General features: G+C 63.7%; 24 protein-coding genes, 1 tRNA gene and 1 pseudogene. 19 read left to right on the plus strand and 7 right to left on the minus strand.

Going from position 1 to position 25,818, the window contains the following annotated elements:
* The first annotated feature begins 153 nt into the window (after positions 1-153).
* Positions 154-480, plus strand: coding sequence for a hypothetical protein (locus tag GZH52_RS11540; protein ID WP_163316617.1), 327 nt, complete (start codon positions 154-156; stop codon positions 478-480).
* A 70-nt stretch (positions 481-550) separates the two neighbouring features.
* Here GZH52_RS11540 and obgE read toward each other — a convergent pair whose 3' ends face one another.
* The 3 genes from obgE to rplU all read right to left on the minus strand — a co-directional run bounded on the left by obgE (position 551) and on the right by rplU (position 2,432).
* On the minus strand, positions 551-1,708 hold the full coding sequence (gene obgE, locus GZH52_RS11545; RefSeq protein WP_163316618.1) for a GTPase ObgE: 1,158 nt from the start codon (positions 1,706-1,708) through the stop codon (positions 551-553).
* Positions 1,709-1,832: 124 nt separating this feature from the next.
* Complete coding sequence (gene rpmA / locus GZH52_RS11550; protein ID WP_136552754.1) at positions 1,833-2,108, minus strand: 50S ribosomal protein L27; 276 nt, start codon at positions 2,106-2,108, stop codon at positions 1,833-1,835.
* A 12-nt stretch (positions 2,109-2,120) separates the two neighbouring features.
* Positions 2,121-2,432, minus strand: a complete 312-nt coding sequence (gene rplU / locus GZH52_RS11555; protein WP_163316619.1) for a 50S ribosomal protein L21 — start codon at positions 2,430-2,432, stop codon at positions 2,121-2,123.
* Positions 2,433-2,626: 194 nt separating this feature from the next.
* On the opposite strand from rplU, the gene ispB reads away from it, so the two are divergent.
* The 5 genes from ispB (at position 2,627) to GZH52_RS11580 (ending at position 6,750) form a co-directional block, all read left to right on the plus strand.
* Positions 2,627-3,595 (plus strand): octaprenyl diphosphate synthase, encoded by a 969-nt coding sequence (gene ispB / locus GZH52_RS11560; RefSeq protein WP_163316620.1) that lies wholly within the window; start codon positions 2,627-2,629, stop codon positions 3,593-3,595.
* 11 nt (positions 3,596-3,606) lie between these two features.
* A tRNA-Arg gene (locus GZH52_RS11565) sits at positions 3,607-3,681 on the plus strand.
* 101 nt (positions 3,682-3,782) lie between these two features.
* Complete coding sequence (locus tag GZH52_RS11570) at positions 3,783-5,366, plus strand: DUF6538 domain-containing protein (RefSeq protein ID WP_163316621.1); 1,584 nt, start codon at positions 3,783-3,785, stop codon at positions 5,364-5,366.
* Between the two features lie 295 nt (positions 5,367-5,661).
* Positions 5,662-6,018 carry a hypothetical protein gene (locus GZH52_RS11575; protein WP_163316622.1) on the plus strand — a complete coding sequence of 119 codons (357 nt, stop codon included), beginning with the start codon at positions 5,662-5,664 and terminating at the stop codon, positions 6,016-6,018.
* 99 nt (positions 6,019-6,117) lie between these two features.
* Positions 6,118-6,750 (plus strand): hypothetical protein, encoded by a 633-nt coding sequence (locus GZH52_RS11580; RefSeq protein ID WP_163316623.1) that lies wholly within the window; start codon positions 6,118-6,120, stop codon positions 6,748-6,750.
* Between the two features lie 375 nt (positions 6,751-7,125).
* On the opposite strand, the gene GZH52_RS11585 is transcribed toward GZH52_RS11580, so the two are convergent.
* Positions 7,126-7,986 (minus strand): ParB N-terminal domain-containing protein, encoded by an 861-nt coding sequence (locus GZH52_RS11585; RefSeq protein ID WP_163316624.1) that lies wholly within the window; start codon positions 7,984-7,986, stop codon positions 7,126-7,128.
* Positions 7,983-8,564 (minus strand): recombinase family protein, encoded by a 582-nt coding sequence (locus GZH52_RS11590; RefSeq protein WP_163316625.1) that lies wholly within the window; start codon positions 8,562-8,564, stop codon positions 7,983-7,985. Before GZH52_RS11590 ends, GZH52_RS11585 begins: the two co-directional genes overlap by 4 nt.
* Positions 8,565-8,825: 261 nt before the next feature.
* On the opposite strand from GZH52_RS11590, the gene GZH52_RS11595 reads away from it, so the two are divergent.
* The 6 genes and pseudogenes from GZH52_RS11595 to GZH52_RS11620 all read left to right on the plus strand — a co-directional run.
* The gene (locus GZH52_RS11595; protein WP_163316626.1) at positions 8,826-9,035 is read left to right on the plus strand and encodes a DUF2442 domain-containing protein; all 210 of its coding nucleotides are present in this window, start codon (positions 8,826-8,828) and stop codon (positions 9,033-9,035) included.
* Positions 9,036-9,662: 627 nt separating this feature from the next.
* On the plus strand, positions 9,663-10,148 hold the full coding sequence (locus GZH52_RS11600) for a GNAT family N-acetyltransferase (protein WP_163316627.1): 486 nt from the start codon (positions 9,663-9,665) through the stop codon (positions 10,146-10,148).
* Between the two features lie 282 nt (positions 10,149-10,430).
* Positions 10,431-11,735 carry a branched-chain amino acid transport system II carrier protein gene (gene brnQ / locus GZH52_RS11605; protein ID WP_163316628.1) on the plus strand — a complete coding sequence of 435 codons (1,305 nt, stop codon included), beginning with the start codon at positions 10,431-10,433 and terminating at the stop codon, positions 11,733-11,735.
* Between the two features lie 61 nt (positions 11,736-11,796).
* Positions 11,797-12,645 carry a DUF4396 domain-containing protein gene (locus GZH52_RS11610; protein ID WP_203525733.1) on the plus strand — a complete coding sequence of 283 codons (849 nt, stop codon included), beginning with the start codon at positions 11,797-11,799 and terminating at the stop codon, positions 12,643-12,645.
* Positions 12,646-12,786: 141 nt separating this feature from the next.
* The gene (locus GZH52_RS11615; protein WP_163316629.1) at positions 12,787-13,878 is read left to right on the plus strand and encodes a calcium:cation antiporter; all 1,092 of its coding nucleotides are present in this window, start codon (positions 12,787-12,789) and stop codon (positions 13,876-13,878) included.
* Between the two features lie 132 nt (positions 13,879-14,010).
* A pseudogene (locus GZH52_RS11620) lies at positions 14,011-14,751 on the plus strand (DUF3025 domain-containing protein); the annotation flags it as partial.
* A 41-nt stretch (positions 14,752-14,792) separates the two neighbouring features.
* Here GZH52_RS11620 and GZH52_RS11625 read toward each other — a convergent pair.
* The gene (locus GZH52_RS11625) at positions 14,793-15,998 is read right to left on the minus strand and encodes a YihY family inner membrane protein (protein ID WP_163316630.1); all 1,206 of its coding nucleotides are present in this window, start codon (positions 15,996-15,998) and stop codon (positions 14,793-14,795) included.
* Positions 15,999-16,050: 52 nt separating this feature from the next.
* Here GZH52_RS11625 and wrbA point away from each other — a divergent pair, with 52 nt between their 5' ends.
* Positions 16,051-16,644 carry an NAD(P)H:quinone oxidoreductase gene (gene wrbA / locus GZH52_RS11630; RefSeq protein WP_163316631.1) on the plus strand — a complete coding sequence of 198 codons (594 nt, stop codon included), beginning with the start codon at positions 16,051-16,053 and terminating at the stop codon, positions 16,642-16,644.
* Between the two features lie 50 nt (positions 16,645-16,694).
* On the opposite strand, the gene GZH52_RS11635 is transcribed toward wrbA, so the two are convergent.
* Entirely contained in the window at positions 16,695-17,771 is a 1,077-nt protein-coding gene (locus tag GZH52_RS11635; protein ID WP_163316632.1) for a cytochrome-c peroxidase, read from the minus strand.
* Positions 17,772-17,973: 202 nt separating this feature from the next.
* On the opposite strand from GZH52_RS11635, the gene aguB reads away from it, so the two are divergent.
* The 6 genes from aguB (at position 17,974) to GZH52_RS11665 (ending at position 25,812) form a co-directional block, all read left to right on the plus strand.
* Positions 17,974-18,843: an N-carbamoylputrescine amidase gene (gene aguB / locus GZH52_RS11640; RefSeq protein ID WP_163316633.1), complete on the plus strand. Its 870-nt coding sequence runs from the start codon at positions 17,974-17,976 to the stop codon at positions 18,841-18,843.
* Between the two features lie 354 nt (positions 18,844-19,197).
* Positions 19,198-21,912 carry a 4-hydroxyphenylacetate decarboxylase large subunit gene (hpdB, locus tag GZH52_RS11645; RefSeq protein WP_163316634.1) on the plus strand — a complete coding sequence of 905 codons (2,715 nt, stop codon included), beginning with the start codon at positions 19,198-19,200 and terminating at the stop codon, positions 21,910-21,912.
* 1 nt (position 21,913) lies between these two features.
* On the plus strand, positions 21,914-22,174 hold the full coding sequence (gene hpdC, locus GZH52_RS11650) for a 4-hydroxyphenylacetate decarboxylase small subunit (protein ID WP_163316635.1): 261 nt from the start codon (positions 21,914-21,916) through the stop codon (positions 22,172-22,174).
* Positions 22,175-22,224: 50 nt separating this feature from the next.
* A complete protein-coding gene (locus GZH52_RS11655; protein ID WP_203525734.1) occupies positions 22,225-23,529 on the plus strand; it encodes an MFS transporter in 1,305 nt (434 codons plus the stop codon).
* Between the two features lie 63 nt (positions 23,530-23,592).
* The gene (locus tag GZH52_RS11660; protein WP_163316636.1) at positions 23,593-24,528 is read left to right on the plus strand and encodes a glycyl-radical enzyme activating protein; all 936 of its coding nucleotides are present in this window, start codon (positions 23,593-23,595) and stop codon (positions 24,526-24,528) included.
* A gap of 45 nt (positions 24,529-24,573) precedes the next feature.
* Positions 24,574-25,812 carry an MFS transporter gene (locus GZH52_RS11665; protein ID WP_163316637.1) on the plus strand — a complete coding sequence of 413 codons (1,239 nt, stop codon included), beginning with the start codon at positions 24,574-24,576 and terminating at the stop codon, positions 25,810-25,812.
* Positions 25,813-25,818 lie beyond the last annotated feature (6 nt).

Here is a 25,818-nt window from a genome sequence, read left to right on the forward strand (position 1 = left end):
AATGATTCGCATTATGCGCCTATGGTTCGATAGCTGCCAACTATTTTCCATAGGAGGATGAGGGGCTTAGCTGTGAAGTTGTTCACAACCCGTTCACTTGAAGATCGATTACTACCAATATGCGTTCATCGAAAACAAACGCGGAACGCCAACATGAAGAAACTGCTGATCACCCTGCTGTTCGCCACCTGTGCCGGCGGTGCGCTGGCTGCCAACTGGGGCGGGGTGCGCCACGAGATGCGCGAAGGCTATTACGAGGTGGAACGCGCCAAGCGCGACGGTGCGCGCGAGGTGATCGCCGAGAAGCGCGAGGCGGCCCGCGACTACTACGAAGCCGACACGCCGTGGGAGAAGCGCCAGGCCATCCGCGAAGGCATCCGCGAAGTGCGCCAGGCCAAGACCCGCGCCTACTTCGACGTGCAGAAGGAAAAGCGCGAGGCGCGCCGCGAGATCCGCCGCGAGTACTACCGCGGCTGGTAAACGGCACGCGCCCATACAAAAGCCCCCACAGGTGTAAACCTGCGGGGGCTTTGTCCTACCTGAAACCGGCTTATTCGGCCGACGGCTTGAGGATGCCGGCGCGCGCCGCCTTGGCGGCCGCCTTGGCCTCGGCGGCAGCACGCTCCTCGGCCTCGCGCTCGGCGCGCTCGCGCTCGCGGCGCACGTTCAGGTAGTCCATGATCGCGCGGGTCAGCTCGCGGGTGCCCTCGCCGGTCAGCGCCGAGATCGCGAACACGCGCGGCGTATCGGCGTCGAAACCGAAACGGTCGTCCGGTTCGCCCGCCTTCCAGCCGTACGCCTCGAGGAAGGCCGACACCGTCAGCTCGCGCTCGTCTTCCGGCAGCATGTCCAGCTTGTTGAGCACCAGCCAGCGCGGCTTCGCGTACAGTTCCTCGTCGTACTTCCTGAGCTCCTCGAGGATGGCGCGCGCCTCGCGCACCGGGTCGACGTCCGGGTCGAACGGTGCGACGTCGACGATGTGCAGCAAGAGACCGGTGCGCTGCAGGTGCTTGAGGAAGCGGTGGCCGAGGCCGGCACCGTCGGCCGCGCCCTCGATCAGCCCCGGGATGTCGGCGATCACGAAGCTCTTGGTGTCCGGCATGCGCACCACCCCCAGGTTCGGGTGCAGCGTGGTGAACGGGTAGTCCGCCACCTTCGGCTTGGCGGCCGACACCGAGCGGATGAAGGTCGACTTGCCGGCGTTGGGCATGCCCAGCAGGCCGACGTCGGCGAGCACCTTCAATTCGAGCTTGAGCATGCGCGCCTCGCCCTCTTCGCCCGGCGTGCACTGGCGCGGCGCGCGGTTGGTCGAGCTCTTGAAATGGATGTTGCCGAGGCCGCCCTTGCCGCCGCGCGCGATCATCACGCGCTGGCCGTGGTGGGTCAGGTCGGCGACCAGCTCGCCGGTGTCGGCGTCGGTGATCACCGTGCCGACCGGCATGCGCAGCTCGATGTCGTCGCCGCCCTTGCCGTAGCAGTCGGCACCTCGGCCGCGCTCGCCGTGCTGCGCGAGGTACTTCTTGACGAAGCGGTACTCGACCAGCGTGTTGACGTTCTCGTCGGCCACGGCGTAGACGCTGCCGCCCTTGCCGCCGTCGCCGCCGTCCGGGCCGCCGAACGGCACGTATTTCTCGCGGCGGAAGCTGGCGGCGCCGTTGCCGCCCTTGCCCGCGATGACTTCGATGCGGGCTTCGTCGATGAATTTCATGTGTACTCCTCGCGCTTAAGGCGTCAGGGGTGAAGCGCCGCATGGGCAGCGACTCGCGCCTTGCGCCTTGAACAAAAAAGAAAAGCCCTATCGCAGGATAGGGCTTCTCGGACAGAGGCCGGGATTACTCGGCGTCTACACCGGTGTACGGAACAACGCAAACGGTCTTGCGCTTCAGTGCACCCTTGGTGGTGAACTGCACGTAGCCGTCAACCTTGGCGAACAGGGTGTGGTCCTTGCCCTGGCCGACGTTTTCGCCGGCGTGGAAGCGGGTGCCACGCTGACGAACGATGATCGAACCTGCCGGGATCAGCTCGCTACCGTAAACCTTCACGCCCAGGCGTTTGGCTTCGGAGTCACGACCGTTGCGGGAACTACCGCCAGCTTTCTTGTGTGCCATGACTTATGCTCCTTACTTCGAAATCGCGTCGATGCGGATTTCGGTGTAGTTCTGACGGTGACCCTGATGCTTCTGGTAGTGCTTACGGCGACGCATCTTGAAGATGCGGACCTTCTCGCCACGACCATGGGCAACGACGGTGGCCTGTACGGTGGCACCAGCCACGCGCGGGGTACCGACAACAACCTGTTCACCGTCAGCGACCATCAGCACTTCTTCAAGTACGATTTGGCTGTCGATGTCTGCAGGTATCTGTTCTACTTTGAGTTTTTCGCCGACAGCAACCTTGTACTGCTTGCCACCGGTTTTTACGACCGCATACATTCGATAAGCTCCTGATTCTGGCTCCCGCACCGAAGCAGTGCGGAGAGAGCACGAGACTATACGCAAGTGACTGAATCCTGTCAATTTTTCCGCCCCGCGCCCAGCTAATGCGGGGAGCATGGCGGGGGTAGGGCCTTTCTGTTAACATCATCGGCCTGAACCGACCGGCCAACCGTCACCCCGAAGCCAGTACCGTGACCCAGCATCTCTACCGTACCCTGATCGCCGAAGACATGCAGGCGGTCGACCAAGTCATCCGCGAAAGCCTGCACTCCGACGTCGCCCTGATCCGCCAGATGGCCGAATACATCATCGGCGCCGGCGGCAAACGCATGCGCCCGGCGCTGGTGCTGCTCGCCGGCCGCGCCTGCGGCTGCCAGAGCGAACACCTGTACCGGCTGGCGGCGATGATCGAGTTCATCCACACCTCAACGCTCTTGCACGACGACGTCGTCGACGAGTCCGGCATGCGCCGCGGCCGGCAGACCGCCAACGCGCTGTTCGGCAACGCCGCGAGCGTCCTGGTCGGCGACTTCCTGTACACCCGCGCGTTCCAGATGATGGTGCAAAGCGGCAGCATGCAGGTGCTCGAGGTGATGGCCGAGGCCACCAACATCATCGCCGAGGGCGAGGTGCTGCAGCTCTTGAACATCGGCGAGACCGACGTCTCGGAAGACGCGTACCTGACGGTGATCCGCTACAAGACCGCCAAGCTGTTCGAAGCCGCTGCCCGCGTCGGCGCGCTGATTTCCGGCGCCCCGGCCGCACACGCCGACGCGCTGGCCGCCTTCGGCATGCACCTGGGTACCGCCTTCCAGATCATCGACGACGTGCTCGACTACTCGGGCGACGCCGAGACCATCGGCAAGAGCCTCGGCGACGACCTGGCCGAAGGCAAGCCCACCCTGCCGCTGATCTACACCATGCGCCAGGGCGGGACAGACGCCGCCGCGCTGGTACGCAGGGCGATCGAAAACGCCGACCGCGCGCTTTTCCCGGAAGTGCTCGCTGCGGTACAATCCTGCGGCGCGCTCGATTACGCACGCAGCGAGGCCGAAAAGGCCGCCGACGCGGCGATCACCGCGATCGCCGCGCTGCCGGACTCCGACGCCAAGCGTGCGCTGGTCGACCTCGCGCACCAGGCCGTCGACCGTCAGGCCTGACCGCTTTGCCCGTCTCCGTAGTTAAATGGATATAACGGCCCCCTCCTAAGGGGCAGTTGGTGGTTCGATTCCACCCGGGGGCACCACTCCACTGCCAAGTGGTTGATTTGCATGAATTTCCATACAAATCAACCCCTTACATCTCGCTGGTGTTACACGTGGGTGTTACACTCGCGGGATGATTGCAGTGCCAAAGACCAACTACCTGACCCGCCGCTCTGGCGTTTACTACTTCCGCAGGAAAGTCCCCCTCGCACTCCAAGCAGCCATCGGGCGTAAAGAAGTGTGCTTCTCGCTTGGAACGAAAGATCCCAAGGAGGCGGAACGTCTTGCCCGCGAAAAAGCCGTAGAGATTGACCGTGAGTGGGCATCCATTCAGCAGTCCGTCACCACTCCAGCCATACCGGCTTCGGAGCTGACCCTCGCTCATTACGAGCAAATACAACAGACGTTCAGCCATGCCGTGCTTTCGTTCATGGAATCGCGAAAAGTCCAAGGGATCAGCGATGCAGAGTACGACGAGTTCGAGGCACTGCTAGCTGCCGTTGATAGCGCATCGCGCAAGCAGTTCACCCGTGGCAACTTTCGGGCAGTGGCGGCTGTATTGGAAGAATGGGCAGGCGTACTACACATCGCCCTTCCTGATCGGGAAACGCCTGCGTACCGTGAGGTTTTGCTGAACGTATCAAAAGCGATGAGCCACACCATCCAGCAGGCTAAAGCTGCACATGCTGGCGATGTGGTACCCATCCCTCCCCGCCCGGAACATACCGCGCTTAACGTCAATCCAGCAGCATCTTCCAAGAATGGGACTTCGTGGCCTGACCTGCTTGAACGCTGGGCTAACGAGCGGGCACCGCGCAGCAAAACCTTGGCGGAATGGAAGTTGTACGTTGACCGCTTCGCTGACTTGAACCCGGGCATCTCCATCGAGCAAACCGAGAAGCGCCACGTGGTTGCCTTCAAAGACTGGCTGGTTGCCAAGGAATACTCCCCGGCCACGGTTGAAAAACATCTGACCGCGATCAGGAGCCTGCTCGGCTGGGCACTGGATAACGACATCATTGCACGCAACCCGGCCACTGGTGTACGCCTTGCAAAGGCCGCCAACAGCGCCCCAAGCAGACAACCGTATTCGCTCGAAGACCTGAACGCCATCTTCAGCACCACCATCTTCCGCAAGGGAGAAAGGCCGAAAGCTGGACGCGGTGAAGCTGCCTTCTGGTTGCCACTGCTAGGGCTGTTCACGGGTGCCCGCTTGGAAGAATTGGGTCAACTACTTTGCAATGATGTCCGCGAACGCGATCAGATTCATTACATCGCCATTTCGGATGCCGAAGAGGGTCAGAGCGTCAAAACCAACTCGTCTCGCCGTCTCATTCCCCTACACCCGGAACTGCTGCGACTGGGCTTCTTGGACTATGTTGCTGACCAACGCGAGCAAGGACACCAGCGACTATTCCATTTGCTTGATGCAAGTAAACATGGCACGTACACGGTGATGTGGTCGAAGTGGTATGGGCGCTTCGCTCGCAAGTCTCCGTTGAACATGCCTTCAACCAAGGTGTTCCATTCCTTCCGGCACACGTTCAAAGACGCTGCTCGCAACTCAGGCATACCTAAGGATGTCCATGATGCGTTTACGGGACATAGCGCGGGGGATGTAGGATCGACTTACGGCAATGGCCTCTCACTGCAATCGCTGGCTACGTGGATGGCAAAGCTGGAATATCCCGACCTACAACTCGACTTCACTTGGCGATCTAAGTGAGGCCAATAGGCAGCAATCGGCCAGAAGCGGACGTCGGGGACATTGCGCCAAAGCAACCGTAGGCAAGAGAAGCTCACAGGATGACAGCCAAGAGTGCGGCTGGCATAATACCTACGTCATTTGGCTTTGCCACGTATGACGGTCATCTATTCTCGTAGATATTGCCTGGAATCTTCTGCTCGCCTGCACCGGCAAGGCTTCATGGCTGACGTGCTATCCAGGATATATGGCACTCGGCCAGTTTTATGCGGCAGTAATGCCGTCTATTTTACGTTATGCCTAATAGGAGGCCGTGGTGGAAATCATCATTAACCTTTGGCAAGAACTGCTTCAGGACATCCAGATCAAAACGGAGCAGGGACGAAAGCTCCACATGCACATCGACAAAGAACAGTCCGGTTGTGTATTGGTCGGCGAATTCTTCGAAATCACTGACCAAGCGTGGTACTTGGTCGAGTTTTCAAAGCAACGTGTAGCGGACCCAGCGCAGCTTCTGAAAGGATGTCTTGAGAATCTCCAGAAAGCTATGGAGAAGAAGTCTGACTCTATCAGCGAGATTCACAACACTTGCAACGCCCCTATCGTTTCGGCCGAAAGACAAAGGGAGTTGCTTTCGGAGCTTGGTGTTCACGCAAGCGTACGAGTGAACTAGGCATAACAATTTGCTACATGCGCAACGGCCCTGGGCTCAAACGTTAGGCATTCACTCCTCAGCATCGCAACGACTGCCCACTATGAAGGAAAGCAGGCAATGAGGCTTCGAGATTATCTTCCACAAATCCACCACGCAGTGGAGACGGTCATAGCCGACCTACACAGCGAGCATGACCACGTTGCAAACCTACGCGAGAGTGTGGCCCGCCTAACCGAGGCAACGCACGCGGGTTATGCACAAGCGGAAGCTGTTGCTAAGTTTTCTGATGAATGGGACGACGACCCAATGCTTGCGACTGCAATTCACTGGGATACGTACTTCGGTGTCGACAAGGATCGCTACCACAAAGACCAAGAGCTACAGCAGCTTACAAACTTGCTGGCCGCGAAAGAAATCTCGTTGAGTGCTCTTGCTGGAAGCCTCTTGCAGTACGCTAAACAAGGGATCGCGCTGCAGTATGGCCGTCAAAAGCATGGTTGCCCCGCTGGCCGCAATATCGGATCGCAATCGCTCGCCGAAGTCATCTGGCAAGCTCGAAATCAGGCCCTTCATTGGGAGGACGGCACCTTTACGCTGCCCGTCGAAAACTGTTTCAATAAGCTTGCCACCGAAGTCAATCCCGTATTTGGCGACTACAAGCTTCGCAATCTGGCATATGACGCAGTAGTCACCTTTGGTTGGCGCACATTCTCTGACCTAGAACGTGATCTCTTGTCACTCGACCCATAAGCGGTGAGTGTCTAACCTCTCGGTCAACACGGACTGACTGCAAGCTGCACTTGCAGGTTCCCTCCGCCGTTTCGCGGCTCCGGAGGCCGATTACCCAACACATTAATCGTCCACTTTCCAAAGAGCCGACTGTCAGCTTCGGGCCAATATGAGCCGCTCTCGACTAGGTGTGCAAACTGATGGAACCGACCAATCCGATGCGATGCAATTACCCAGCCACGGATTCCCTGTCCATACATACCATTAATGGACGCCATGCAGACCGGCAGGAAAACCATGAAACCATTGATTACATTGACTCTCAGGCATTCCAACCGATTCAAATAGTGGCAACTAATCGTGACTTAGCGCATGCGCATAATCGTGTAGCCCTGTTTAGAAGTCTGACTCTTCGATGACCGCATCAACGACTGTCCGTAGCCGCATATCGTCATCCTCAAGGATTTCTTCCAGTGCCATATGCAGCGCCCGATCGGCCTGCTTGAGGAACCATTCCGGCTCTCCATTCTGGGCATGCTCGATGATCTGCTCCCGCCACTTTTTGAGCAGTGCATCTGCAACAGGGTGCTTCTCCTCGGGCAACTCGAAGTCTTCCCCACCGCGTAGCAGCTTCTTGACCTCCTTACGCCACAACAGATGGTCGCCATCTTTGCCGTAGTCTGGCTGGGGTTCTCCCAATAGATCACCTTCGCGGATCTGTTTCAGGACATCCCGCATCTTGCTGACTTGGCTTTTGCTGATCCTCAACTCCAGTGCAGCCTCCCGCAGCGACAGACCATCAACAGCACCTTCCGCAATCCGCTCCCAGGCACTCTGCACGGTCTCGCTCTTGGTCATGCCTAGCTTCGGCTCGGTGTTATTCTGGTGCGCTATCAGCCTCGCCTTTTCGAGTCCGCCCTCGATGACCACAACGGGCACCTTGTAGTCCGACCGCTTGGTGTGCCGTTTGTACGCTTCATAGCGGTGAAACCCATCGGTCAGGACGTAGGGCTTTTGCGGGTTCTGGTCATTGATGACAACCTGCAACGGCTTCTTGAATCGGGTTGCCTTGTCGCTGGTCTTCAGCTCCTTCAGCAGTTCCTCGATGTGGCGCTCCTCGTCAGCAGGACGGGTATGTTTCTCGTTCCACTTCAGCGCATCCGGATTTCGGATCTGGTTGCTGATATGCGCGTCAATCTCGTCAATACGCACCGACTTGATGTTGTGCTTGCCGCCCTTCTTCACTTTGCTGCTCATTTCGCTACCTTCTTTCCTGCTGCAATATCGCGAGTCCTGATGACCGTAGCCCGTGCAACGTCCAATTCCCTAGCCGTTTTACTGACGTTTCCTTCATTGACCGTTAGGGCGCTCAGGATCACGTCTGGGCTGACCTTTCGTGGCCTACCCATGTGCTTACCTTCAGCCCGTGCGCGTTTCACACCGGCCTCCCTACGCTCTGCAATGATGGCTTTTTCCATCTGGGCTAGACCCGCGAGCATGGTGAGCATCATCTGCCCGATTGAAGTAGTCAGGTCGAAGGATTCACGCAGGCTGACAACTGAGACGCCCTTATTCTTCAGGGCCTCCACGGTCGAGAGTACGTCAATGGTGTTCCGCCCAAGTCGGTCGATAGCAGCAACTACGAGCGTGTCACCTTCCCGCAGATATTCCAGCATCGCCTTGAACTGAGGGCGCTCGCTGGCACTGGTAGAACCGCTGACCGCTTCGTCTGCAAACGCCTTGCTGACCTTGTATCCCTTGGCCTCGATCTGCATACGTTGGTTGTCGATGGTCTGGTCGTCAGTGGAAACCCGCAGGTAGGCAACTACTGGCATGGTGCTGTCCCCCTCGATTCGTTGGTCGTTTATGGCGATAAGTTGGGTGCAATTATCCGACACTGTTCATAATTTGTAAACGTACTTTCCTACACTTAGAAATGGCACATTGCAGGGGATGTGCAAAAGGTAATCCTTTCCGACACCGCACTCTTTCCCACTCATGCCCAGTAACAAAGGTGTCATCACACACTTGTAACAAAGTTTGTATATGCTAAATTCATTAGTGAGTAGCAAACACATACAATGGGGGAAGCGACAATGGCTCAGACTGTCTCAGTTGTTCGTGAAAATGACTTCGTGACTATCAGCAAGGGAAACGCCCCGGCTATCCGCTATCCCTCGGCTTTACTCCCCTGCCTTGCTACAGCTACACCTGAACAGTTCAACGATTACCGGGTGTGCGGGCATCGTATCCACTGGGATCAAATTGGCTTCTCTCTGCTGTTCGCGGAGGGTGTCGGTGCATGAGATCTGCCAAGGAGCAAGCCCCGCTTAGCTCTTTGTGGATCAGTCAGCTGGGGGCAGTAAGGCGGGTACGGGGGGAAGTGGCTGATATGCGCTGCATGAATACGGCTTCGTAAATTTTCGCCACATTTCAGGGACGCCCTGCTTTGCCCCCTTCCCTTGTCTGTTACTTATTATATTTTTTTGTATATCGTTAAGCAGCCTGAAAATACCACATGATCGCTATCTGCTGCGTTCTTCTGCATTCAGGCTGGGGTTGGGTACCCGAAGCTCTCAGAGGCTCGCTGCGTGCGATTCTGCAAGCCTATCGGCACAGCGCAGCACTGCCCCAACTTGCTGTACACTGCTCGCAGAAGATTCCAACCCTACCACCTGAACTGTTACACCGGCCAAAGTGGACATGAAGCTAACCGATTGATTTTGAAGAGATCGCAGATTCCCTCTTCGATTCCACCCGGGGGCACCAACAACACGTCCGCGACAGTTCGGACAAGCCCACGAAACCCGCACAGCACAAGGCTCTGCGGGTTTTTTGTCGGCCTTCCGGCCGCGGCGACGCCCCATTGCAGGCACCTTTCCTGCTGGCCCCACCCAACACCAAGCCGCCATGCGACAACAGGAAGGGGCGCCATGCACATCACGCTGGAATCGCCGGACCAGGCCGAGGTCATCGCCCTGATCGCGGCGCTGGACGCCTATCAGGACACGCTCTATCCGCAGGAGAGCCGGCACGCGCTGGACCTGGCCGCGCTCAAGTCGCCCAATGTCCTGTTCGCCGTCGCGCGCGACGGCGCGGGGAGCGCCATCGGCTGCGGCGCCGTGATCCTCACGCCGGACTACGGGGAACTGAAGCGGATGTACGTCCGCCCGCAAAACCGCGGACAGGGCGTCGCCCGGCGCCTGTTGCGCCTGCTCGAAACGCGCACGGCCGAGCGCGGTACGCGCTGGCTCACGCTGGAAACGGGCCCATTCCAGCCGGAAGCCCTGCGCCTGTACGCGGCTTGCGGCTACCAGCGGCGAGGCCCGTTCGGCAGCTACCGCGACGATCCCCTGAGCGTGTTCATGCAAAAGCAGCTGCCCGCGTCCTCTGCTGATCTGGCGCAAACTTCGTGCTAATCGCGGCGCTGCCCCGTTGCGCAGGCCGGCCTCCTTGCGGTTTGATGGACAGGTCAACCCGCAAGGACGCGCCATGAACACCCAGTTCCCGCCCCACACCGCCGACACGCCGCTCGCGTGCCGCGCCGTGGCGCGCGCGTCCCTTTCCGGCCTCATTATTATCCTGGCGCACGGCGTCCAGGGATAAAGGCCTCACACCGCCGACCCCTGGACCCAGGGGTCCGGTCGGCAACGCATCGCTCCCCACCCAGGCAGGCCGGCATCACAGTTACTGGAGACTGTATGTTGGGCAACAAGGACACCGCCGTACTCGGCATGATGGTTTTCGCGCTGTTTCTGGGCGCGGGCAACGTGATCTTCCCGCCGATGGCCGGCTACCAGGCCGGCAGCCACTGGCTGGCCGCCGCGCTCGGCTTCATCGTCACCGGCGTCGGCCTGCCGTTTCTGACCCTGCTGGTGGTCGCCGCCGCCGGCAACGGCGAGGCACTGTCGCGCGGCTTGCCGGCGTGGGCCGCCACCCTGTTCTGGTGTGCGCTCTATCTGGTGATCGGGCCGACCTTCGCGATGCCGCGGGTGGTCAACGTCGCGTACGAACTGGGCGCGCTGCCGCTGGGCCTGCCCACGCACGACGCGACCCGCCTCGTGTTCGCCTGCGCGTTCGGGGCATGCGGGCTGTGGTTCATGCTGCGCCCGGGGTCGCTGATCAACCATATCGGCCGCGTGATGACGCCGGCGCTGTTGCTGTTGCTCGCCGCGGTCGCCGCCGGCGTGCTGGTCGCGCCGGTCTCGCCGGTCGGGGCGACCGGCACCGCCGATGCACTCACCGCCGCCGCCGACGGGCTGGTCAGCGGCTACCAGACGATGGACGTGTTAGGCGCGATGGCGTTCGGCGCGCTGGTCGCGCAGATGCTCGCGCTCAAGGGCGTCACCCGCAGCCGCGACGTCGCGCGCGTCACCGCCAGGGCCGGCCTGATCTCGGCCGTGCTGCTCGCCCTGCTCTACCTGTGCCTGTTCTACCTGGGCGCGACGGCCGGCGCGGCCGCCGAGGGCGCCGCCAACGGCGGGCAGATCCTCGCCCGCTACGTGGACGCGCTGTTCGGCCCGGCCGGCAGCGTGCTGATGGCGGGCATCATCCTGCTCGCCTGCCTGACCACGCTGGTCGGCGTCACCAGCGCGAGCGCCGCCTACTTCGCGCGCACCTTCCCGACGCTCGCCTACCCGCGCGCGCTGGTGGTGTGCTCGCTGGCGACGGTGGTCGTCGCCAACTTCGGCCTCGACCAGCTGATCCGCGTCACCGTGCCGGTGCTGTTCCTGATCTACCCGCCGGCCATCGCCCTGGTCGTGCTGCATGCACTTAAAGGGCGCTTGCCCGCCCCCGCCTTCGCCAGCGCGCTGACGCTGCCGGTTGCGACGCTGCTGGGACTGGCCGACGCGCTCAACGCGGCGGGGCTCCTGGACGGCGCGCTGCTGGCCGCCTGCAGCCGCTTGCCGCTGTTCGCACAAGGCCTGGGCTGGCTGCTGCCCAGCGCCCTCGCGCTGGCGCTCTCCGCGTTGCTGCCCCAGGCAAGGCGGCTGGCACGGGCGTGAGCGGGGGGCAATCGACACCGGCGCCGGCTATAACGACGGGATTGGAATGGCGGAGAGTCCCATGACTGTCGAATCCCTTGCCCCGCTCGCTTGGCTGACCATCGCCATCGGTGTGATCTGCTGCCTGTATATCGCGCTCGACCAGCGCCACCGCCCGCCGCCGATGATGAAGATCATGCTGTGGGTGTGGCCGGTCAACGCGCTGTGGGCCGGCCCGCTGGCGATCTGGGCGTACCGCGCGATCGGCAACGGGGGCAAGCCGCGCATTTCTGCCGATGCGCCGGCGCAGGCCCCGGGCGGGATGGGCGACATGCACCACGGCATGGGCAAGATGGTAGGACACGACATGGGTGCCATGCACCACGACATGTCCAACATGACCGGCCACGACATGGCGGGCATGCATCACGACATGGCCAATATGGCAGACCATGGCATGGCAGGCATGCACCACGGCATGCCCAAGCGCCCGTTCTGGCAGAGCATCGTCGCCGGCACCCTGCACTGCGGCGCCGGCTGCACGCTGGCCGACCTCGTCACGCCGTGGCTGTTCGCCGCCGCACCCTTTCTGGTGCTGGCAAGCCCGGTATTCGGCGAATGGACGCTGGCCTACCTGCTCGCGCTCGTGATCGGCGTCGGCTTCCAGTACGGCGGGCTGCTCGGCATGGTGCCGGAAACCGGCGCCGCCCTGGTATGGCGCGCGCTGAAGGTCGACTTCTTCTCGCTGTCCGCGTGGCAGGTTGGCATGTACGGCTGGATGGGCTTCGCGATCTTCGGCGTGTTCGGCCCGCTGCACCCGACCGAGCCTGCGTTCTGGCTGATGATGCAGCTGGCGATGGCGTGCGGCTTTGTCACCGCATACCCGATGAACTGGCTGCTGGTCAAAACCGGCGTGAAAAGCCCGATGTAGGGAATTGCCCGCCACCGGCTACGCACGGCGAAAACCAGGTTCGGTACACTTGTGGCGGTCAATCGGGCATGGGTCGGCCTGCCAGGCAGTGCCGCCCGCCTGCGCCTTTACCTGTACCCAAGCTGACGCTGGAAGGACCTGATGCACAAAAACCCGCCGCTGCTTCCCCTGTGGACCTTGCTCACGCCTTTGGCCGGCTGGCTGTTGCTGGCCGGCAGCCTGTTCGTGCAGGCCGGCGTCTACGCGCTGCTGCTGGCCGCCGGCCTGCTCGCCGGCGTGTTGGCGGCAGTGCATCACGCCGAAGTGGTCGCACACCGGATCGGTGAGCCATTCGGCACGCTGGTGCTGGCCGGGGCGATCACGGCGATCGAAGTAGCCCTGATCGTGACCCTGATGCTCGGCGGCGGCGAAGCGACGTCAGCGCTCGCGCGCGATACGGTTTTTGCAACCGTGATGATCATCCTCAACGGCATCGTCGGCCTGTGCCTGCTGACCGGCGGCAAACGCTTCGGGGAACAGCGCTTCGGCCTGCTGGGCGTCAACGCGGCCCTGTCCACGCTCGCCGCGATTGTCGTGCTCACGCTGATCCTGCCCAACTACACGACATCGGAACCCGGCCCGTTCTACAGCCCAGGCCAGCTTGGCTTTATCGCCGTGGTGTCGCTGGTGCTGTACGCGACCTTCGTGTTCGTCCAGACCGTGCGCCACCGCGGCTACTTCCTGAGCGAGCAGGCCGATGACACGGACGCGGCGTCCGCCCATGCACAAATGCCGTCGCGGCGCGTGGCCGTCATCAGCGCATCGCTGCTGGTGATCGGCCTGGCGGCCGTCGTCCTGCTGGCCAAGGCCATCTCTCCGCTGATCGAAACAGGCGTCGCGCAGTTGGGGGCGCCGCAGGCGCTGGTCGGCGTCATCATCGCCGCCATCGTGCTGTTGCCCGAAGGGCTGGCCGCCGTCCGCGCCGCACGCGCCAACCGTTTGCAGACCAGCCTCAACCTGGCGCTGGGCTCGGCGCTCGCCAGCATCGGGCTGACCATCCCGGCGGTCGCCATCGTCTCCATCACCAACGGCTGGCCGCTGGCGATGGGCATAGACGCCAAGTCCATGGTGCTGCTGATGCTGTCGCTGATCGTCGCCACCCTGTCGCTGGGCACCGGGCGGACCACCATTTTGCAGGGGATGGTCCACCTGGTCCTGTTTGCCGTCTACCTGTTCATGACCATCATTCCCTGAGCGGGGCTCGCAAGGGCGGCACGCAGCGGGCTCGATGGGCGCTTAACTAAACGGACGGCGGGTCAAAACCGGCATCCGGCACGCGATGGAGCGGCGGATGACCCAAACGGGGTTTGCGGCGACAATGCAGGCATGAGCGCACCAAGCCCCGACCTCTTCCCCTTCTGCGTGCTGCCCGCGCAGCCCTTCTACGATACGCTGCGCCCGCTCGCGCCCTTGCTGGACGGCCTACCCGAGTGGCCGGACCAGGCAGGCTACGACGCGCTGCTCGCGCGTGCGTGCGCGGCGGGCATCCGCCTGCCCGACGGGCTGCGCTTCGTCAGCGACCTTGAGCCCGTCGCCTATTACGAAAGCCATATCGGCGCCACCGGCGAAGTGCCGACGCGCAGCCGCAACTGGCACGACTGGTTCGGCGCGCTCTCATGGCTTGCGTGGCCGCGGGCCAAGGCCGAACTCAACGCGCGCCATGTGCGGGCGATCGGGCGCGGCGAAGTGCAGCGCGGCCCACTGCGCGACGCGGCGACGCTGCTCGACGAGTGCGGCGTGCTGGTCGTCACCCACCGCCCCGATCTGCTGGACGCGCTGGTCGAAATGGACTGGCGCGCGCTGTTCGTCGACGCGCGCGGGGCGTGGGGGAAGGAGATCGAGGTGCGCGTACTGGGCCACGCGGTGTTCGAGCAAGGGCTGACCCCTCACCGGCTATGGTGCGCGAAGGCGCTGCCGGTGACGGTCGACGCCGGCTACTTCGCGCTGACCGACGCGCAGCGCACCGCACGGCTGGACGCCGCGCTCGCCGCCGCGCTCTGCGACGACGCGTGGCTGACCCGGCCGCGCGAGCTTGCGCCGCTGCCGCTATTGGGCATCCCCGGCTGGGACGACGCCAACCGGGACGCCGCCTACTACGACGATACGGCTTATTTCTGCCGCACGCGGCGCGCGAAGTCGGCCAGCGTGATGCTGGAAAGCGTCGTAGAGAACGGCGCGAACACGTCTTCGACTTCGCGCGCGACCGCGTCGTCGGCCTGTCCGCCCCGGTAGACGAAGCGCTCGAACAATTCGGCCAGCGTCACCGTCGACAGGCGGCGCGCCAGCACCCAGTCGCCCGATTGCGTACGCTCGACCAGCCCGTTTGCCGACAGGCGGTCGAGCACCCAGCCCAGCTCGTCGAAGCCGACCGCCACCTCGGCGCGCAGCGCGCGGGCGCTCAGGGCGCCGCCCGTCTCCTGCGCCGCGTCGAGCAACAGCAGCACCTCGATCGCGTCGAGGAAACGCCGTCTGGGTTCGTTGCGGCGGCGCCAGGCATCACCCTCCCAGTACGCGAGCGAGGCGGTGAAGCTTGCGCCGCCCAGCACCACCATCCACAGCAGGAACACCCACAGCAGGAAGATCGGGATGCTGGCGAAGGCGCCGTAGATGGTCTGGTACGACCCCATCTGCCCGATATACACGCCGAACAACGCGCGCACCGCCTCGAGCAGCACGGCGGTCAGCGCGCCGCCGACCAGCGCGTCGCGCAGCGGAACGAAACGGTTGGGGACGATGCGCAGGAAAAACGCGAGCACCAGCGTGGTCAGCAACACCGATCCCGCGCTTTGCACCGCAGTGTCCAACAGCGGCGAGATCCGCTCGAAGGCGGTGACCTTGAACAGCCAGCGCCACGCGAGCAGGCCGCCGCCGAGCACCACTGGCCCCAGCGACAGCACCAGCCAGTACACCAGCGCCTGGTGCAGCAAGGGGCGCGGCTTGTTCACGCTCCAGATCGCGTTGAAGGTGCGCTCGATGGTCGCCATCAGCATCACCGAGGTCAGCGCGAGGAACAGCACGCCGAACAGCGTGAGCCCGGCGGCGTTCTCGGTGAATTCGCGCATGTAGACGGTGATCACCTTGCCGGCGAACTCCGGCACCAGCGTGGTCAGCAGCAGCACCTTGAAGCGGTTGCTGTACTCGGAAAAGGCCGGGAACGCGGCGAACACCGTCAGCGCGATGGTGAGCAGCGGCACCAGCGACAGCAAGGTGGTGTAGGTGAGGCTGCCGGCGACCTGGATCAGCCGAAGGCGGATCATGCGCGCGAGGACGAAGCGGGCGAAGCCTGCGAGACGCGGCAGGAGGGACAGGGGCATGGCGGCTCGATGGTAAGATGTTGCCATAAATGGTAACGCCTACGGAGCAAGCATGCAGGAGATCCTGGTCCTTTATTACAGCCAGCACGGCGCGACGCGCGAACTGGCGCGCCTGATCGCACGCGGCGTCGACTCGATCGAGGGCTGCCGCGCCCGCCTCAGGACCGTGCCCAAGGTGTCGACCGTGTGCGAGGCGACTGCGCCGGCCATCCCCGACGAGGGCGCGCCCTACGTCGAGCGCGCCGATCTTGCCGAATGCGCCGGCCTCGCGCTGGGCAGCCCGACCCGCTTCGGCAATATGGCCGCGCCGATGAAGTACTTCATCGACGGCACCAGCGCCGAGTGGCTCGCCGGCACCCTCGCCGGCAAGCCCGCCTGCGTGTTCACCAGCACCGCGTCGATGCACGGCGGCCAGGAGACCACGCTGATCTCGATGATGACGCCGCTTTTGCACCACGGCATGCTGATCGTCGGCCTACCGTACAGCGAACCCGACCTCGCCGCGACCCTAGGCGGCGGCACCCCGTACGGCGCGAGCCACGTCTCCGGGCTGAAGAACGAGCACCCGATCAGCGAGGCCGAGCGCCGGCTGGCGATCGCACAGGGCAAGCGGCTCGCCGAGGTCGCGAAGAAGCTCGCCGCCTGAGCAAAAAAAACGGACGCCTTGATGGCGTCCGTTTTCATGTGCGCTTTCCCTTAGCTGTTGTCGGGCTTGCTGGTCGCTGCGGTCGACGCCGGCAGCACCGGCAACTGCAGCGCAGACGCCGGGATGGTGCCGGTCAGCGATTCGAGGAAGGCCTGGACGTCGGCCACCTCGTTGTCGGTGAGCTTCAGGCCAAGCTGGGTCTGGCTCATCACGCGGATCGCCTGGTCCAGCTGCCACACGCTGCCGTCGTGGAAGTACGGGTAAGTGCGAGCGACGTTGCGCAGCGACGGGGTGCGGAACACGTCGCGGTCCGCCTCCTTCTTGCTGATATCGTAAACGCCCGCATCCTTGTTCGGCACGCCGGTGAACTTGCTGTACGGCCCCTGCACCAGGCCGAACTTGAACAGGTTGTCGCCGCCCAGCGTCGCGCCGGCGTGGCAGGCGACGCAGCCCTTGTCGATGAAGGTCTTGGCGCCGCGGACCTGCTGCGCGCTCAGCGCCTTGGCGTCGCCCTTGAGCCACGCGTCAAACGGCGCCGGCGTCAGCAAGGTGCGCTCGAAGGCGGCGATCGCCTTGGCGATATTGTCGTAGCTGACCGGCTGCTTGTCGCCGGGGAAGACCCGGGCGAACTGCGTGCGGTACTCGGGGATAGACGCGATGCGCTCGACTGCGTACGCCTCGTGCGGGATCGCCATCTCGACAGGGTTCATGATCGGGCCCTTCGCCTGCTCCTCGGCGTCCTTGGCGCGGCCGTCCCAGAAATGCGGCTTGAGCAGTGCAGCGTTGAGCACCGACGGCGAGTTGCGGCCGCCAAACTGCCCCTTGTGCCCCATCGAGAACGACAGGTTGTCGACGCCGTAGGTCGCCAGGTTGTGGCAGCTGTTACAGCTGACCGTTCCCCCCTTGGAGAGACGGGCGTCGAAGAACAGCTGCTTGCCAAGCACCACCTTGTCCGGCGTCACCGGGTTGTCCGGGTTGGGTGCCGACGCAGGCAGCGGCGCGAAGATCGCGCGCGCAGTCGCCAGGATGGACACGTCGGTCGCAGGGGCGGCGATCGCGGAGGAAGAAGCCAGGGCGGCGAAGAGGCCTGCGGGCAATAACAGGCGGGAAGCGCGGCGGTAGTTCATAGTGGTTTCCTATGAGGTTGATAGAATTTCGCAATATATTTTTTCTATTGACCCACTCTCTGTGATTGCGAAAATTATCCAATATTTGATGCAAATAGAATTGATCGAGGTCAAATAAAATAGCATTTGCATGCATGCGCCCATGCGCTTTCAAAGCCCGCCAGACGCCTTACAATGCCGACCACTTCAAGAGGAGACTTTCATGCGCAACGTGACCGTCGCCGCCACCCAGATGGCGTGCACACCCGACCTGGAAACCAACCTGGCCAACGCCGAGGCGCTGGTGCGCGAGGCCGCCGCGGCCGGCGCGCAGGTCATCCTGCTGCAGGAATTGTTCGAAGGACCCTACTTCTGCATCGACCAGGACGCCAACTACAACGAGCGCGCCCACGCGCTGGAAAACCACCCGTGGCTGCCGCGCTTCCAGGCGCTGGCCGCCGAACTGGCGGTGGTGCTGCCGGTGAGCTTTTTCGAGTGCGCCGGGCAGACCCAGTTCAACAGCGTCGCGGTGATCGACGCCGACGGCAGCGTGCTGGGCACCTACCGCAAGATGCATATCCCGGACGGCCCGGGCTACACGGAGAAGTTCTACTTCTCGCCCGGAGACAAGGGCTTTCCGGTGTGGCAGACCCGCTACGCGAAGATCGGCGTCGCCATCTGCTGGGACCAGTGGTTCCCCGAAGCCGCGCGCTGCCTGGCACTGAATGGCGCCGAGCTGCTGTTCTACCCGACCGCGATCGGCAGCGAACCGCACGACGCGGGCATCCAGTCGGCCGACCACTGGCAAATCTGCCAGCGCGGCCACGCCGCCGCCAACCTGATGCCGCTGATCGCGAGCAACCGGGTCGGCACCGAGTGGGGGAAAAACTGGAGCGACACCTTCCACGGCAGAAGCTTCATCGCCGGCGCCGAAGGCGAACTGGTGGCCGAGGCCGACGCGGTGAGCCGCGCGGTGCTCACCGCGACCTTCGACCTTGACGCACTGGCCGCCAAGCGCCGCGCGTGGGGCGTGTTCCGCGACCGCCGCCCCGAGTACTACCGCGCGATCTGCACGCTGGACGGCCGCGGCTGAACCGCGACGCCTGCGTCAGACGGCCGGGGCTAGCCCCGGCCGTTCTCTTCCGGGTCCAAGCACCTCCCTTTCTCCGCCCGGACAGCCCCACTTGGGCGGTATCACCGGGCACTGTCACCCCTGTCACCGTGCTGACACCCTGCCGCAACGCCCGCACGACAAGGCCGTGCGGGTGGCGCACCCGCCGGCAGGTGGTGTCACCGCCGGTGGACGCGGTGACAGGCGGTGACACCCGCAAGCACGGCCCAGCCCGCTGCAGGGCGCATCCTGCCGTGCATACCCAAGTTGGCACAGCGATTGCTATCTATCTTTCGAGCTTCAGCAATCCCACTTTCCCAACTTTGGAGGTAAGTCATGGCACGGACATTCAAGGAAGTGCTCAGCGAAGCCGGCATCTCGATGGACTTTGAGGCCGGCGGCAAGGCGCCCGCCGCGCTCACCGACCGCGAGATCCAGCGCGAGCCGCACGAGCGCGTGAAGTACCTGAAGGAGCGCTATATGGAAGCGCTCTCCTCGATCAACAACGAGTTCCCGTACTGGTACACCCGCGAGTACATGCGCAACGACCTCGAGCTGCCGGTGGTGCGCCGCGCGCTCGCGCTGAAGGCGGCGTTCAGCCACCTGACGCCGGCGATCTACCCGCAAGAGCTGCTGACCATGCGCAAGGGGCCGTTCGTCCGCGGCTCGTTCGCGATGCCGTGGCTGACCAACTCCTTCTTCCTCGCGCAAGGCGACGCGCTCTACCAGGCGGCGATGAAGAGCGGCTCGGCCTCCGCCGGCGAGCACTCCAAGTTCGGCGCCGGCGGCGGCAACGTCACCCAGTCGTTCGGCAACGTGGTGTCGGTCGCCGGCAAGTTTGGCGTGCGCCAGGAAGAAGTCGGCATCCTGGTCAAGCTCGCGCACATGTGGCAGGACAAGTCGGTCGAGCAGATCTCCAACCGCTACGAGCGCATGGTGCCGGGCTACGACATCAAGGAGCAAGTGATGCGCTCCCTGGTGTGCATGTTCGACTCCGGCTTCACGCTGCCGCAGGGCCGCGAGGTGATCAACTACTACTACCCGCTCGAGTACGGCTTTGACGGCATCGTGCGCATGTGCGAGGAGAAAATGGCCGAGTGCGCCGGCGACGCCGGCGGCGACGGCATGGTCGGCACCAACCGCCTGTACAACTACTACGCGGTCAAGCTGGTGATCGAGGGCGTGCAAAAGTGGATCGAGAACTACGCGGCCGAGGCGCGCCGCCTATCCGGCGTCACCCCTGACAAACAGCAGTCGGCTGAGTACGCGGCGATGGCCGACCGCCTGCAGCATATCGCGCACCACCAGCCGCGCACCTTCATCGAGGCGCTGCAGATGGTCGAGACGCTGCATATCGCAGTGGTCAACGAGGACGCCATCTCCGGCATGTCGGTCGGCCGCCTGGGCCAGGTGCTGTACCCGTGGTTCGAGCAGGACATCGCCGCCGGACGCATCACCGAGGACGAGGTGCTCGAACTGCTCGAACAGGACCGCATACTGAAGACCTCGATCGACCCGTTCGCGTCGACCGGCGTGGTCGGCGGCGTGCTCTCCGGCAACTCGTTCAACACCCTGTCGGTCGGCGGCGTCAACCGCCGCGGCGAGTCGGCGGTCAACCGCCTCGAGTACCTGATCCTCGAAGCCGGCGTGCGCAACGCGATGCCGCAGTCGACCATCGCGCTGCACTACGACGAGCGCCTGCCGGAAGACTTCCTCTTGCTGGCGATGGACGTGATCAAGTCCGGCGCCGGCTACCCGGCGTTCATGAACAACGACGTCGCCGAGCAGTTCTTCATGCAGCACTACGCGTGCGAGAACATCACGCTGGAAGAGGCGCGCGCCTGGTCGATCGGCGGCTGCCTGGAGAGCCAGCCGGGCGTGTGGAAGACCATCCACCTGAACGGCAAGAGCTACGAGGTGCCCGGCGGCGCGTGCCAGCCGACCTCGGTCGGCATCCACTTCCTGGCGATGCCGAAGATCCTCGAACTCACGCTGTTCAACGGCGTCGACCAGCGCACCAAGGCCCAGGTCTACCCGCCGCACAACCGCAAGCTTGAAAGCTACGAGGAGGTGTGGGACCAGTTCAAGCTGTACTGGCAACTGTCGTGCAAGGTGCTCGAGCTGTGCAACAACCTGCAGCACGACATCTGGCGCAAGAACAACATGGCGGTGTTCAACTCCATGCTCAAGCCGGGGTGCCTCGATAGCGGCCACCTGATCAACGAGCTCGGCTACCGCTTCAACGCGACGTACAACGTCGAGAGCTGCGGCACGGTGACCTGGGTCAACTCGATGGCGGCGCTGAAGAAACTGGTGTTCGAGGAGAAGCAGTTCACCCTCGACGAGGTGCGCGAGGCGATGAGCAAGAACTTCGGCTTCAAGACCGCGCACGAGGTCAACTCGTTCTCGATCTCCGACCAGCAAAAACGCGAGGACGACGACGGCCGCTTCAACCGCCTGCACTTCGCGCTGCTGCAGGCGCCGAAATACGGCAACGACGACAAGGCGGCCGACGAGGTCCTGCTCGAGTGGGAAAACTGGTTCTGCGACGACTGCGCGAACTACCAGTCGCTGTACGCCAAGCCGATGTACGCGTGCCAGATCTCGGTGTCGACGCACGGCGCCCAGGGCTCGGCCACCTGCGCGACACCGGACGGCCGCCTGGCCGGCACCACCTACGCCGACGCGTCGATGTCTGCCTACCCGGGCACCGACCGCAACGGACCGTTCGCGCTGCTCAGTTCGGCGACCGTGTGGGACCACTCGATGAGCCAGAACTCGCAGATGAACGTGAAGATCCACCCGACCGCGATCCGCGGGCCGGAAGGCAGCAAGAAACTGCTCGACCTGATCCGCGCCTACATGCGCAAGGGCGGCTTCCACATCCAGTTCAACGTGGTCGACACCAAGGTGCTGCGCGACGCGCAGGCACATCCGGAAAACTACCGCGACCTGATGGTCCGCGTCGCCGGCTTCACCCAGTACTGGGTCGAAATCGGCAAGTCGGTGCAGGACGAACTGATCGCACGTACTGAATACGAGGGCTTCTGACATGACACAACTGACCTTCCGCGACACCCGTGACTATGTGGCCATCGACGTGGACAAGGGCATCGACCACCGCACCGGCAAGCTGGTGCACGCCGACGCCGAGGCGCCCGAGGGCTACGAACGCCTCGCCAAGTGCAAGTTCTGCAAGCACTACCAGGCCGAGGACGCCAGCAACGGCTGCTGTACGGCGGCGGCCCCGGCCTTCGCGGCGTACGGCGACATGATCGCCATCACCTGCGAAGACTTCACGGCGGTGCACTAGGCGCAGACAAGGCCCGCCACCTGGCGGGCCTTTTTTGACAGGAGCTTTGTATGAACGAAGAGCAACTCTCCCGCCGCTACGGGCTGATGACCGTCGCGGCGTCGTGGCTCGCGGTGTTCTGCCTGTTCGGCTACCGCGCGACCTTCGCCATCCTCAAGATCCCGATGAGCGAGGACCTGGGCTGGACCCAGTCCGAAGTCACCCTCGGCTACTCGCTGATGATGGCGATCTACGCGGTGACCGCCTACTTCAGCGGCATGATCCTCGACAAGTGGGGCACCCGCCCGGTGTACGCGATCGCCACCGTGTTCGGCGCGCTGGGCTTCGTGCTGACCTCGATGGTCAGCAGCCACTTCGCCTACCTGTTCACCTTCGGCGTAGTCGGCGGCGTCGCCACCGGCATGCTGTGGGTGACCTCGACGGTGTCGGTGCGCAAGTGGTACGTCGGCAAGACCTACGGCGCGATGTGGGGGCTCGCCTTCGCCGGCGCGCCGCTCGCGCAGTTCTCGCTCGCCTACGTGACCAAGGCGTCGCTGGCGGACGGCGGTGCCGACGCCTGGCGCGGCACCATGATGCTGCTGGGCGGCATCATGTTCGTCGCGCTGGCGCTGGCGGTGGTAATGGCGCGCAAGGGCCCCGAAGCCTACGGCGTCAAGGCCAACGGCTCGGTCGCGGGCGGCCCGGCCAAGGCGCAGTACGAGTGGACGGTGAAGGAGGCGTTCGGCCAGTACGCGGTGTGGGCGGTGGTGCTGATGTTCCTCACCAGCATGATGGCCGAGTTCCTGATCTGGACGCAGGTGGTGTCGTACTGGGTCGCCGACCTTGGCTGGACCAGCGACGCCGCGATCGGCGCGTACTCGATCATCGGCCTGGTCGGCATCTTCTCGATGCCGATCATGGGCAAGGTGTCCGACTGGGTGGTCGAGAAGACCGGCAACGAGACGGTCGGCCGCAAGTTCATGCTGATCCTGGGCCCCAGCACCGGCGTCGTCGCCTGCGTGTTGCTGCTGATGTCCGGCCAGAGCATGACCATCGCCTACGTCTCCTGCGTGATCTTCGCCGTGTACTGGGCAATCGTCCCCGGCGGGGTAGTCGGCTACACCGGCTCGGTGTTCGGCGCGAAGACGCTCGGCAAGATCTGGGGGATGTGCACGCTGATCGTGATGGGGGTAGGCCCGTTCGCCGGCTCCTTCATCGGCGGCTACCTGAAGGACCTCTCCGGCAGCTACACCTACTCGATCTACTACGCGATCGGCAGCTTCTTCGTCTCCATCCTGCTCGCCGCCTCGCTGCCACGCATGGTGCACGCGCCGGTAAAGAAGGAGGACGACCTGGGCCACCACGCCCACGCCTGAGTATCCACCACGCCCCGGGCCCGCGCCCGGGGCTTGTCCCAAGCATAAAGACAGGAGCACACCATGGACGAGCCGCTCAAGGGCCTCATCTTCGACATCCAGGGCCATTCGCTGCACGATGGCCCGGGCACCCGCACCACCGTGTTCCTCAAGGGCTGCCCGCTCAAGTGCGACTGGTGCTGCAACCCCGAGGGCATCCACCGCTACCCCGAGATGCTGTACTACGAGAGCCGCTGCGTGCGCTGCGGCCACTGCGTGGACGCGTGCCCGCACGGCGCGATCTCGGTGGTGGACGGCCTCGCCCGCCACGACCGCGACAAGTGTGCGCACTGCGAGACGCATGACTGCGTGACCGTGTGTTACCACGAGGGAAAGTGCCTGACTGGCAAGTACTACACCGTCGACGAACTGATGCAGATCTTCCAGCGCGACCGCCAGTTCTGGGGCGGCAAGGGCGGCGCCAGCTTCTCCGGCGGCGAGCCCCTGCTGCAGCGCCACTTCATCCGCGAAGTGCTGCGCCGCTGCAAGGAGGCGATGATCCACACCTGCATCGAAACCACCTCGCACGTCCAGCCGGAGTTCTATCTGGACGTGATGCAGTACGTCGACTGGGTGTTCACCGACATCAAGCATATGGACCCGGACGCGCACAAGGCGCGCACCGGTGTCGACAACGCGCGCATCCTCGCCAATATCGAGGCACTGGCGAAGAAGCCCGACTGGGACGGCGTGCTGGTGGTGCGGGTGCCGGTGATCACCGGTTACAACGACAGCGAGGAGAACATCCGCGCGACCGCGCGCTTCATCCGCGACATCGGCATGGACGCGCTGAACCTGCTGCCCTTCCACCGGATGGGTGAATCCAAATACCGCCAGCTCGACCAGAGCTACCCGTTCGCCGAGATGAAGCCGCCACAAGACGCGCATATGCGCGCCTTGCAGCGCGCCGCGCTGGACGAGGGCATCTACTGCTTCGTCGGCCACGAGACGCCGTTCTAGGCGCACGGCGCACGAACCTCACCTTAAACTTCGGGAGAAACGGCCATGCAAGGCAGACACTGGCTGATCCTGTGGGTCGCCTTCCTGTGCGGCGTGCTGGCGACCTTCGCCCAGTTCGCCGTGCCGCCGGTCATGCCGGCACTGTTCGAGCGCTACGGCATCTCGTACACCGAGGCCGGGCTATTGATGTCGATGTTCGCCATCGCCACCTTGCTGTTCGCGACGCCGTGCGGCTTCATCATCCCGCGCTACGGGGTCCGCAACGTCGGGCTGGCCGGCCTGCTGCTGATCATGGCCGGCCTCGCTTGCACGCTGTACGCCGGCAGCTTCGCGCAGTTCGTCGCCGGACGCGCCGTGCAGGGGATCGGCTTCGGGCTGGTCGCCGTCTCGGCGCCGACGGCGATCGGGCAGTTCCTGCCCGCCGACAAGATGCCGGTGGCGATGGGCATCTGGTCGACCTGGATTCCGGTCGGCAACCTGATCGTGTTCTTTGCCGCGCCGCGCGTGCTCGCCTCGCTGTCGATCGAGGCCTACTGGGTGCTGCTGATCGCGTCGATGGTGCCGGGCGTCCTGCTGTTCGCGCTGGTGATCCCCAACCCGCCGCGCGACCCTTCGGCGCGGCTGCTGCCCGAGCGCGCGGTCCTGGTCGACGAACTGAAGAATACCGACGTGTGGGCGGCCGCGCTGACCTTCGCCGCATTCACCTTCGGCATCTTTTCGCTGACCACCTGGAGCGCGACCTACCTGAACGAGGTGATGGGCCTGCCGCTGGTGCTGGCGGTAAGCGGCACGCTGATCTACGCGGTCGCGTCGATCGCGAGCGACCTGTACGGCGGGGTGCTGCTGCACAAGTTCGGCCATCGCCGGGCGATGTTCGTGCTGCCGCCGACCCTGCTTCTGCTGCTGTGGCCGCTGTTCGCGATCCCCGACCTCACGGTGTTCTGCGTGACCATCGGCGTGTTCTCGCTGATCTCGGGCGTGATCCCGCCCATCGTGTTCGCGTCGGCACCGCTGCTGGCACGCCGCCCGCAGGGCATCGGCGTGGCGATGGCCATCGTGATTATCGGCGAGAACCTCGGCTTCCTGATCGGGCCGCAGGTATTCGGCTGGCTGCGCGAGGTGACCGGCACCTTCACCGCCAGCTTCTGGGCGATGGGGCTGGGTGCGCTGCTGCAGATCTTCACGCTCAACCACCTGTACCGCACCGGCGTGTTCGCCCGCCGCCACGCGGCCGTGCCGGCTCTCGCGCCCGCTAGCCAGCCCCCGGCCCGGCCGGCCTGCTGAACGCCG

Source organism: Crenobacter caeni (assembly GCF_010435965.1).
GTDB classification, from domain to species: domain Bacteria; phylum Pseudomonadota; class Gammaproteobacteria; order Burkholderiales; family Chromobacteriaceae; genus Craterilacuibacter; species Craterilacuibacter caeni.

Excerpts from the sequence above, each read along its gene's own strand:
- GZH52_RS11540 (WP_163316617.1), top strand. The coding sequence starts at position 154 with ATGAAGAAACTGCTGATCACCCTGCTGTTCGCCACCTGTGCCGGCGGT.
- obgE (WP_163316618.1), bottom strand. The coding sequence starts at position 1,708 with ATGAAATTCATCGACGAAGCCCGCATCGAAGTCATCGCGGGCAAGGGC.
- rpmA (WP_136552754.1), bottom strand. The coding sequence starts at position 2,108 with ATGGCACACAAGAAAGCTGGCGGTAGTTCCCGCAACGGTCGTGACTCC.
- rplU (WP_163316619.1), bottom strand. The coding sequence starts at position 2,432 with ATGTATGCGGTCGTAAAAACCGGTGGCAAGCAGTACAAGGTTGCTGTC.
- GZH52_RS11580 (WP_163316623.1), top strand. The coding sequence starts at position 6,118 with ATGAGGCTTCGAGATTATCTTCCACAAATCCACCACGCAGTGGAGACG.
- GZH52_RS11585 (WP_163316624.1), bottom strand. The coding sequence starts at position 7,986 with ATGAGCAGCAAAGTGAAGAAGGGCGGCAAGCACAACATCAAGTCGGTG.
- GZH52_RS11590 (WP_163316625.1), bottom strand. The coding sequence starts at position 8,564 with ATGCCAGTAGTTGCCTACCTGCGGGTTTCCACTGACGACCAGACCATC.
- GZH52_RS11595 (WP_163316626.1), top strand. The coding sequence starts at position 8,826 with ATGGCTCAGACTGTCTCAGTTGTTCGTGAAAATGACTTCGTGACTATC.
- GZH52_RS11600 (WP_163316627.1), top strand. The coding sequence starts at position 9,663 with ATGCACATCACGCTGGAATCGCCGGACCAGGCCGAGGTCATCGCCCTG.
- brnQ (WP_163316628.1), top strand. The coding sequence starts at position 10,431 with ATGTTGGGCAACAAGGACACCGCCGTACTCGGCATGATGGTTTTCGCG.
- GZH52_RS11610 (WP_203525733.1), top strand. The coding sequence starts at position 11,797 with ATGACTGTCGAATCCCTTGCCCCGCTCGCTTGGCTGACCATCGCCATC.
- GZH52_RS11615 (WP_163316629.1), top strand. The coding sequence starts at position 12,787 with ATGCACAAAAACCCGCCGCTGCTTCCCCTGTGGACCTTGCTCACGCCT.
- GZH52_RS11625 (WP_163316630.1), bottom strand. The coding sequence starts at position 15,998 with ATGCCCCTGTCCCTCCTGCCGCGTCTCGCAGGCTTCGCCCGCTTCGTC.
- wrbA (WP_163316631.1), top strand. The coding sequence starts at position 16,051 with ATGCAGGAGATCCTGGTCCTTTATTACAGCCAGCACGGCGCGACGCGC.
- GZH52_RS11635 (WP_163316632.1), bottom strand. The coding sequence starts at position 17,771 with ATGAACTACCGCCGCGCTTCCCGCCTGTTATTGCCCGCAGGCCTCTTC.
- aguB (WP_163316633.1), top strand. The coding sequence starts at position 17,974 with ATGCGCAACGTGACCGTCGCCGCCACCCAGATGGCGTGCACACCCGAC.
- hpdB (WP_163316634.1), top strand. The coding sequence starts at position 19,198 with ATGGCACGGACATTCAAGGAAGTGCTCAGCGAAGCCGGCATCTCGATG.
- hpdC (WP_163316635.1), top strand. The coding sequence starts at position 21,914 with ATGACACAACTGACCTTCCGCGACACCCGTGACTATGTGGCCATCGAC.
- GZH52_RS11655 (WP_203525734.1), top strand. The coding sequence starts at position 22,225 with ATGAACGAAGAGCAACTCTCCCGCCGCTACGGGCTGATGACCGTCGCG.
- GZH52_RS11660 (WP_163316636.1), top strand. The coding sequence starts at position 23,593 with ATGGACGAGCCGCTCAAGGGCCTCATCTTCGACATCCAGGGCCATTCG.
- GZH52_RS11665 (WP_163316637.1), top strand. The coding sequence starts at position 24,574 with ATGCAAGGCAGACACTGGCTGATCCTGTGGGTCGCCTTCCTGTGCGGC.